We start from the raw sequence: 8,890 nt of genomic DNA, 5'->3' as shown, positions 1-8,890 counted from the left end.
CTCTCCTGGCCTATGGACTTGTGGATAAGCCATTCTGAGAGTAAGGTGAATGAACTAACAAACCGGGAATAGCTCTTATTTTTCCTGAATTTTGTTCCAGATCCCCGGACCTAGCTAACTCTGCAGTTGATCCACTTGCGGATTAAACATTCGCGATACACTTTTATCCTTCACAATAATTATATTAACGCGTCTATTGGCACTTCGACCATCCTCCGTTGAATTATCAGCTATTGGATATTGTTCACCATAACCAGTAACTAAAATATGTTGCGAGTTAACACCAAAACTATTTAAAGCTCGTCCCACACTTGCTGCCCTAGCCGCAGAGAGTTCCCAATTAGAGGGATATTGCGGCGTTTCTATGGGTATAGAATCCGTGTACCCTTCGACCACAATAGTGTAGGGTAAATCTTTGATTTTACCTGCTAATTGCATTAATTTTAGTAAGGCTTGGGGCGTTAAATCAGCTGTACCTGATTGAAACAAAGAACCGGCTTTTATATCGACTTCGATCCAATCCTCTTGGCTATTTACCTTATAGCTACCGTCTTCTAATTCAGAGAGCGATTTCTTTAAATAATCTAAGCCGTCTTGAAAAGTTCCCTTAGTTTTCTTTGCTTCCGGTCCATTTTTTATTTCTGCCGTGGATTGTGTTGCTTGATTTTGATCCTTTTTATTAAATGCTGATTTCATCCCCTCTGAAAGCGATTTATATTTTGAAACATTTACGGAAGAAATAGCATACATCACTACAAAAAATGCAAAGAGCAGTGTAATAAAGTCTGCATATGAAATTACCCATCTATGAGTATCAGTATGCTCATCATGATTTTTACTTCTTTTTGACGTCATTTTGTTTTGTTCGACCAAAATTACTTAATTTCAACATCAACATGCTAGGACTTTCACCACTAGCCATTGCAACCAAAGCCTCAACAATCATGGAGTCAAAATGCACCTGGCGCGCAATACAGCTTTTTAATTTATTTGCAATTGGCAAGAAAACTAAATTGGCGAGCCCTACCCCATAAATAGTGGCAACAAAAGCTGTTGCTATGCCCAATCCTAAAGCCGCCGGATCAGCAAGATTACGCATTACCTCAATCAAGCCTAAAACAGCACCTAATATCCCAATCGTTGGACTGTAGCCACCCATGCTTTCATAAACCTGCGCAGCTCTAAGATCTTGAATTTCTAGACGTTCGATTTCCGTCTCTAATACTTGTCTTATAGTTTGTTTATCTACACCAATCACTAATAACTCTAAACCTTTATATATTAAAGGGTTGGTTTCTACCTCTAAATGCTCTTCGAGGGAAAGCAGCCCCATTTGACGGGCTTTTTTGGCCAAATCTACTAATAAAGTGCGGTATTCATTAAATTGTAAAGGCGGAGTTTTAATAATCCATGGTAAAATTTTAAGCGCTCTTTTAAAAATAAAATAGGGTGTTTGCACCATTACCGCACCCAGAGTTCCACCTAATACAATGAGTAAAGCGGGTAAATTTACTAAAGCATGAATGTCGCCACCTTCGAACATTTGTCCAAAAAGAATAGCTCCAAATCCTACTAGTAAACCAACTATTGTTAATGCATCCATTATTATTTTTAATCCGGTAATCGCGCTCTAATGCGGAGGATTGCTTGGCTTAAAATTTGGGAAATGCGAGATTCGCTAACACCAATAACTTCGCCAATTTCCTTTAAGTTTAAATCCCGCTCATAATACAAGGATAGTACAAGTTGTTCTTTTTGCGGCAAGCTATTAATGACTTGGCTTAAATGGGACATTAAATCATCATGCATAACACGCTTTTGCGGTTCGGTATGAGTCTTATCGTCATCTCCGTGTAGCACATCATCCGTCACCCCCAAATCGTCAAACCCATAAAGATGACTGCCTGCTGAGTCTTGCAGCATTTCATGGTATTCAGTGATAGAGATGTCTAATGCTTGAGCCACCTCAACATCTTTGGCTTCACGGCCAAGCCTATTTTCAATATGTTGAACGGCTTCAGAAATTTTTCTAGAATTTCGATGAACTGAACGAGGAACCCAATCATTTCGACGTACCTCATCTAACATGTGTCCTCTAATGCGAATTCCTGCATAGGTCTCAAAAGAGGCACCTTTTGAAGCGTCATAATTACGAGCGGCCTCAAGTAACCCCATCATACCCGCTTGAATTAAATCATCTAGTTGAACGGATTGGGGCAAGCGTCCTAATAAATGATGGGCGATACGTTTTACTAATAAGGCGTGCTCTTTTACCAGAGCCTCTTGGGTTTGTTCATTTATCTTGCTGTATGCAGCTAAAGCATCCACGACACTCTCCTTACAATAACAGCATTTGAAATTATATTAGTTTAATTATAGTGAACAATTTCAAATTTCACCTGCAACTAATCGCTCTAAAAAGAAACTAGTATTTCCAGTTAGTAAAGGTTTAAAGGGCAATCTACCCACAGAATCTGCTATTTCTCTAAATGAGCTAGAAGCATTTGAATCTGGATAAGCCATTAAGACTGGTTTTTGTTTCTTAACCGCTTTATGTACATGCTCATCAAACGGTACTGCTCCTAAATAGTTTAGTTGAACGTCAAGAAATTGCTCAGAAACTCGAAACAATTTATTAAACAAATCCCTTCCATCTTTTAAATTACGTACCATATTGGCAAGCACATGGAAATTAGTCCATTCATAGCGCTTACTCATTACTTTAATTAACGCATAAGCATCAGTGAGTGAGGTGGGTTCATCACAAACAACAACAATCAACTCTTGTGATGAGCGGGTAAAACTTAATACGGTATCGGATATTCCCGCCGCAGTATCAATAATTAAATAATCTAAATCATCCGTTAATTCATTAAAAGCATCAATAATACCAGCATGTTCCGCATGACTTAACTGGGTCATAAACTCTGTACCCGAAGCCGCAGGGATTACTCTTACGCCATTAGGACCTTGTAATATCACATCACTTAGATCACAGACACCTTGAACTACATGAGATAAATTGTATTTAGTATGTAAGCCAAGCATAATATCTACATTTGCTAAACCTAAATCAGCATCAAGTAGCATGACATTCTGATTAAGTTGTGCTAAAGCCACAGCTAGATTGACAGAGACATTACTTTTGCCCACGCCTCCTTTTCCCGCAGTTACTGCAATAACTTTTACAGGCTTGGTGCGCGACAAATTTCTAAGACCAGCAGCCTGATCTTTAATGCCCTTATTAACTTTCAACATAATACCCCTCCCCAACACGCGATTTATCTTGGCTTATAGTTCTATCCGTTTGGAACAATTGAATTTCTTGTTGCGCAAATAAATCAATGAGCTGATGCCGAGAAGCCATTTTAATATCCTCAGGTACACGCTGACCATGAGTTAAATAGCTTATAGCCAAATCAGATTCTATAATAGCGCTTAAAGCCCCTCCTAATGCTAGGGACTCATCTAGCTTAGTTAAAATGCATTGATCAATACGATTGGCCTTATAACGCCTAATAGCATCGATTAATACTTGATAATGACTGGTTGCAGGTAAAACTAAGACTTTTGCAATCGATTGATGATAAGTACTTAATACTTCCATTTGTTTTACCATGCGCTCATCCGCTGGATTAACACCTGCCGTATCGATTAAAATTAGTTTTTTATCACTCAATTGCCGTAAAACTCGCGATAATGCAACTTCATCTTGAGCAATGCAGACCTTGACCCCAAGAATTTTGCCATATAAAACTAGTTGCTCTTGAGCGGCAATCCGGTAACTATCCATAGCGACCAGACCGAGCTTATCGGCACCGAAACGCAAGGTAAAGCGAGCAGCAATTTTGGCTAAAGTTGTTGTTTTTCCAACCCCAGTAGGACCGACAAAGGCATACACACCACCTTCTTCTATTCTGCGGGAATCTCTTATTGGTAATAATTCAGAAATATGAGATAGAACAGCATCCCAAGCACGTTGCTGATTTAAATCAGGTCTAACCGCGCGAGCCCAGATAGACGCTGTATTAGGACTAACCCCTAAATATAATAATTTTTGTAAAAGTACACTATGTAAGGGTTCATTATTTGACCCTACATTTCCTCTTAATTGCGCCTCTAACATACCTCTTAGAGTCTGTATTTCTTGGCGCATATCGTCTAATGGAGTATGCGAAAGATTCTTCTCAACTTTACTTGCCGGTTCAGCGACAGCAACAGCCGCCTGAGTTGACAATATAGTTTCATCAAAGTCAATTGCAGCAACAATTTCAACGCCTTGATCGACACGATGACTGGACAAAATAACGGCATCAGGACCGAAAGTTGCCTTAATTTGCTGCATGGCGCTGCGTGTATCAGCGGCGACAAAGCGTTTTAATTTCATAAAACCTCCTGCCTGTTTTATTGTATCTATTTCTTCAAGAGCTCAAACTCAAGAAAGTTTCCCTTAAGTTTACGCCCTTACTGAACTGATACGTTTTATTCGCTAATAACGAATAATTATCCAATAGTGCCCACTATTTTTATTTGTTTATTATCAGGTATCTCCTGATAAGACAAAACATAAAAATCATTAGAGATATTACGCACAAATCGTGCCAACACAGAACGTATCCCAGGTTGAACTACTAAAACAGGATTTTCCTGGTTCGCATGCTGTTGTGCTGCAAATTGTGCTAAGGATTTTTGTATTTTATCCGCCATACCGGGTTCAAAACTGACTCCCCCGGGCCCACTATTTTGAATAGTGTTCTGCAATAATTGTTCCAACTCTGGTTTTAAAGTAATAATAGAGAGTTCTTCGTTTAAGCCACTGATTTTTTGAGTAATTAACCGTGATAAAGCAATACGGACCTGTGCAATTAAATAATCTGGATCTTTAGTTTTAGTCGCATTTTCCGCCAAAGTTTCGACAATAGTTCGAATATCAGTAAGCGGTATATGCTCTGCTAATAAACCATGCAGCACTTTAGTCACGGTTCCAAGACTAAGCCCATCAGGGATTAATTCTTTGACCAGTTTAGGAGAGTTAGCCGAAAGTTTGTCAAGAAGCTGTTGGGTTTCCTCATAACCTAGTAATTGCTGGCTATTTTGCTCTAAAATTTGACTTAAATGAGTAGCAATAACTGTTGAGGCGTCTACAACAGTGTACCCCAAAGTGGTAGCCTGATCCTTTTGGCTTTCATTTATCCACACAGCATCCATACCAAAAGCAGGATCTTTACCTTTAATACCCTCAATGGGTCCAAACACTTGTCCAGGATTAATAGCCAACCATCGCTCAGGATGAATAGCAGCCTCGCCCATAATAACCCCAGCCAAACTTATACGATAAAAATTTGGTTTTAAATCAAGATTGTCGCGGATATGAACTGTGGGGATTAAAAATCCTAACTCTTGGGATATTTTTTTGCGTACTCCTTTAATACGGGACAGTAAAACACCGCCTTGGGCACTGTCAACTAGAGGAATTAAGCGATAGCCAACTTCTAAACTGATCACATCCACAGGATTCACATCATCCCAAGACAACTCAGTTGATGTCGGTTCTTTGGCTTGCGCCATATTAATTTCTTTTTCTAATTCTTGTTCTTTAGTTTCCTGGAGCTGATTCATAATATAATAGCCAATTCCTGCCATTCCTAAGGCTAAAATAAGAAAAGCAATATGCGGCATCCCAGGAATGAGGCCTATTATCCCGATTATTGCAGCAGCAATAAACAAAGAACGGGGTTGAGATAGGATCTGCTGCACCACTGCATCGCCCATATCCTGGGCACTAGAAACTCGCGTAACAATAATCGCTGTAGCTGTAGATAAAATTAATGAGGGGACTTGAGCTACTAATCCATCACCAATGGTCAACAAAATATAATTGTGTAAAGCATCACTAAAAGACATCCCATGCTGTACCATGCCAATAATAAGACCACCAACCATATTAATGATTAATACCAAAATACCGGCAATCGCATCTCCACGTACGAACTTGCTTGCTCCATCCATCGAGCCATAAAAATCAGCCTCTTGTGCAATTTCAGCACGTCGCTTGATAGCCTGCTCTTGAGTGATTAAGCCTGCATTCAAATCAGCATCAATAGCCATTTGCTTTCCGGGCATAGAGTCTAAGGTGAAGCGAGCGGTTACTTCCGAAACACGTCCCGCACCTTTAGTAACCACGACAAAATTTATTACTACTAAAATAATGAAAACGACTAATCCTACTGCATAATTGCCACCGATGACGACTTCACCAAACGATTCAATAACTTGTCCTGCGGCATGGGTTCCATTTTGTCCATTTAACAAAACAACTCGGGTGGAGGCTATGTTTAAAGCCAAACGTAACAAAGTTGCCAGCAAGATAACGGTAGGGAATACAGCAAAATCTAAGGGTCGCGCACTATAGATTACTGCCAATAAAACCACTAAAGACAAAGCGATGTTGAAAGTAAATAAGATATCTAATAAAAAAGTAGGTAGAGGCAACATCATCATACTTAACATGACGATGAGCATTAAAGGTGTTCCCAAACCTTGGTTTACCCAACTTTTTAAATAGTCCATCAACTTATTCATCTAATTCTTCCTCTGCCTCTTTAGCAAGCTCAGGTGGAATGGGTACATCCTGTAAAATAGCGGGCTTATGATCATACCTTTGTTTATCACTTAATTGAAAGACATAAGCTAATACTTGCGCAACCGCTATATATAAACCGCGAGGGATTTCTTTATTCAATTTGGTTGAGAAGTAGATCGCGCGAGCTAGAGGCGGTACAGAAATGATAGGAACATTATTTTTCTGTGCCTCATTATTAATTTGAAAGGCAATTAAATCCCGCCCTTTGGCCACCACAATGGGTGCTTTACTTTTCTTATTTTTGTAACTAATGGCAACAGCATAATGAGTCGGGTTCGTTAAGACTACATCCGCCTTGGGAACCTCTGCCATCATGCGCCGTCGTGCTACTTCATGTTGGGCACGGCGAATAGCGCCTTTAACCTCTGGTTTTCCTTCGGTATCTTTATATTCGTCTTTTAACTCCTGTTTAGTCATTTTCAATGCTTTATGGTGTTCGTAAAGTTGGAAAGGCACATCAATGAGAGCAATGACAATTAAGCTCGCTGATATCCAGGCAAATGATTTAACAATAATATTAGTCCCCTCTGAAATTGCGACCTCCAAAGGAGAATTACCTAAAGCAAGCAGGAGAGGGATCTCTATTTTCATTACTAAAATGGATACTGCAGCCACGAGAATTACCTTTAAAAGGGCTTTAAGCATTTCCATTAGCCCTTTCACTGAAACCATACGAGCAAATCCTTTCAACGGATTCAAACGTGAAAATTTAGGGCTTAGCGATTCCTTGCTAAAAACCCAACCGCCAATTAGCAGCGGAGCAGCTAAAGATAAAACAAAAATTACTATTAGCAGGGGAAGAATTGATTTAACGCCATATTGAGATAAATAATAAAGCCTCTCCATTGTGCTAGCTGTAGTCGTCAAGAGATCCGCATTAAACTCAAAAGCCTCCCGCATCATAGTCACTAGATGATTAGTAATTTTTTGTCCAAACATGGAAAAACCCATGGCAGTAAACAAAAGGATCAAAGTAGCATTGAAATCTTTAGAGCGCGCCACCTGGCCTTTTTCTTTTGCTTCACGCAGTCGTTTGGCCGAGGGCTCTTCGGTCTTTTCCTGTGCTTGGTCTTCTTCAGCCATTAGTGTAACAATCCTATAATGAAGTGCATTCCCTGTTCTAAACTTTCAACCATCTGTTCGCCGACACTAGGCAAAGTTATTTGGATAATAGCAATGGCCATCATCAGTGTAATAGGAAATCCGAGAGAAAAAATATTCAATTGTGGTGCTACCCGGGTAACAATACCTATTGATAAACTGATTAAAAGTAAAGAAATAATTGCGGGAATAGTTATTAATACTGCCTCTTTAAACATCCAACCTGAAAAAATTATTATTTTCCATACCATCGCGTTTTCCATATAGAGGGAGCCAATAGGCATTATTTTAAAACTATTCATTACTGCCTCTAAAAGTGCTACATGCCCCCCTAATGCTAAGAAGACTAACATGACCATTAAATTGTAATATTGGCTTATTAAAGGAACACTAGCACTACTCATCGGATCCACCATTACTGCGAAGCCCAAACCGGCTTGCATAGAAATAATTTGTCCTACTAATACGAAAACTTGAAAAACTAGCTGTAAAACAAAACCCATCAAGATGCCAAAGATTATTTCTTGTACCATATACACTGCATATAAGCCGTTGAAATGTTCAAAACTTAGTTCAGCTGGAACCATAAATGCACAAATCCAACTTAATAGAAAAATGAAAACGACTTTAATACGAGAAGGAATCAAAGGGGAGGAAAAAAAAGGAGCTGCTAAAAATAAACCCGTAAAACGCCCAATAGGCCATATAATCTGGCTGATTACCTTAATCATGGATTGATAATCAATATTGACCATTTTCAGCTCTAACTTATAAAATAAGGAATGTTATGTATCAATGAATCCGTATAACTTAACAAAGTTTTTAATAGCCACGGCCCCGCTAATAATAAGGTAATAAAGGTAACAATAAGCTTAGGTATAAAGCTTAAGCTAGCCTCGTTAATCTGTGTAGCCGCTTGGAACATAGCAACAATCAAACCAACGATTAGACCTGGAATCATTAAAACTGAAATAATTATCAAAATAACGTAAATACTGTCTCTAAATAATGATACAACTGCATCTGTTAGCTAGGTCCGGGGATCTGGAACAAAATTCAGGAAAAATAAGAGCTATTCCCGGTTTGTTAGTTCATTCACCTTACTCTCAGAATGGCTTATCCACAAGTCCATAGGCCAGGAGAGCT

10 protein-coding genes are annotated in these 8,890 nt (G+C 39.1%); 1 reads left to right on the top strand and 9 read right to left on the bottom strand.

Going from position 1 to position 8,890, the window contains the following annotated elements; genetic code table 11:
* Positions 1-114: 114 nt before the first annotated feature.
* The 9 genes from ELY15_RS11215 to ELY15_RS11175 form a co-directional block, all read right to left on the bottom strand.
* Positions 115-855 carry an OmpA family protein gene (locus ELY15_RS11215; protein WP_127100037.1) on the bottom strand — a complete coding sequence of 247 codons (741 nt, stop codon included), beginning with the start codon at positions 853-855 and terminating at the stop codon, positions 115-117.
* Positions 836-1,603, bottom strand: coding sequence for a flagellar motor protein (locus ELY15_RS11210; protein ID WP_127100035.1), 768 nt, complete (start codon positions 1,601-1,603; stop codon positions 836-838). Before ELY15_RS11210 ends, ELY15_RS11215 begins: the two co-directional genes overlap by 20 nt.
* 8 nt (positions 1,604-1,611) lie before the next feature.
* The gene (locus ELY15_RS11205) at positions 1,612-2,328 is read right to left on the bottom strand and encodes an RNA polymerase sigma factor FliA (RefSeq protein ID WP_127100033.1); all 717 of its coding nucleotides are present in this window, start codon (positions 2,326-2,328) and stop codon (positions 1,612-1,614) included.
* Positions 2,329-2,388: 60 nt separating this feature from the next.
* Positions 2,389-3,258, bottom strand: a complete 870-nt coding sequence (locus tag ELY15_RS11200) for a MinD/ParA family protein (protein WP_199744212.1) — start codon at positions 3,256-3,258, stop codon at positions 2,389-2,391.
* Positions 3,245-4,387 carry a flagellar biosynthesis protein FlhF gene (gene flhF / locus ELY15_RS11195; protein WP_199744211.1) on the bottom strand — a complete coding sequence of 381 codons (1,143 nt, stop codon included), beginning with the start codon at positions 4,385-4,387 and terminating at the stop codon, positions 3,245-3,247. The genes ELY15_RS11200 and flhF overlap by 14 nt, the downstream gene beginning before the upstream one ends.
* A 116-nt stretch (positions 4,388-4,503) precedes the next feature.
* Positions 4,504-6,582, bottom strand: coding sequence for a flagellar biosynthesis protein FlhA (gene flhA / locus ELY15_RS11190; RefSeq protein ID WP_127100027.1), 2,079 nt, complete (start codon positions 6,580-6,582; stop codon positions 4,504-4,506).
* A complete protein-coding gene (gene flhB, locus ELY15_RS11185) occupies positions 6,575-7,726 on the bottom strand; it encodes a flagellar biosynthesis protein FlhB (RefSeq protein ID WP_127100025.1) in 1,152 nt (383 codons plus the stop codon). The genes flhA and flhB overlap by 8 nt, the downstream gene beginning before the upstream one ends.
* Entirely contained in the window at positions 7,726-8,499 is a 774-nt protein-coding gene (fliR, locus tag ELY15_RS11180; RefSeq protein WP_127100023.1) for a flagellar biosynthetic protein FliR, read from the bottom strand. The genes flhB and fliR overlap by 1 nt, the downstream gene beginning before the upstream one ends.
* 8 nt (positions 8,500-8,507) lie before the next feature.
* The gene (locus ELY15_RS11175; protein WP_370449423.1) at positions 8,508-8,726 is read right to left on the bottom strand and encodes a flagellar biosynthetic protein FliQ; all 219 of its coding nucleotides are present in this window, start codon (positions 8,724-8,726) and stop codon (positions 8,508-8,510) included.
* A gap of 26 nt (positions 8,727-8,752) precedes the next feature.
* On the opposite strand from ELY15_RS11175, the gene ELY15_RS16580 reads away from it, so the two are divergent.
* The gene (locus ELY15_RS16580; RefSeq protein WP_255411097.1) at positions 8,753-8,878 is read left to right on the top strand and encodes a hypothetical protein; all 126 of its coding nucleotides are present in this window, start codon (positions 8,753-8,755) and stop codon (positions 8,876-8,878) included.
* Positions 8,879-8,890: the final 12 nt, after the last annotated feature.

Source organism: Legionella sp. km772 (assembly GCF_003989735.1).
In the GTDB taxonomy this organism is placed as follows: Bacteria; Pseudomonadota; Gammaproteobacteria; order Legionellales; family Legionellaceae; genus Legionella.
Note: the sequence above shows the minus strand (reverse complement) of the source record. Positions and strands in the feature narration are given on the sequence as shown.

Coding starts and splice junctions, on each gene's coding strand:
- ELY15_RS11215 (WP_127100037.1), bottom strand. CDS start 855: ATGACGTCAAAAAGAAGTAAAAATCATGATGAGCATACTGATACTCAT.
- ELY15_RS11210 (WP_127100035.1), bottom strand. CDS start 1,603: ATGGATGCATTAACAATAGTTGGTTTACTAGTAGGATTTGGAGCTATT.
- ELY15_RS11200 (WP_199744212.1), bottom strand. CDS start 3,258: ATGTTGAAAGTTAATAAGGGCATTAAAGATCAGGCTGCTGGTCTTAGA.
- flhF (WP_199744211.1), bottom strand. CDS start 4,387: ATGAAATTAAAACGCTTTGTCGCCGCTGATACACGCAGCGCCATGCAG.
- flhA (WP_127100027.1), bottom strand. CDS start 6,582: ATGAATAAGTTGATGGACTATTTAAAAAGTTGGGTAAACCAAGGTTTG.
- flhB (WP_127100025.1), bottom strand. CDS start 7,726: ATGGCTGAAGAAGACCAAGCACAGGAAAAGACCGAAGAGCCCTCGGCC.
- fliR (WP_127100023.1), bottom strand. CDS start 8,499: ATGGTCAATATTGATTATCAATCCATGATTAAGGTAATCAGCCAGATT.
- ELY15_RS16580 (WP_255411097.1), top strand. CDS start 8,753: ATGATACAACTGCATCTGTTAGCTAGGTCCGGGGATCTGGAACAAAAT.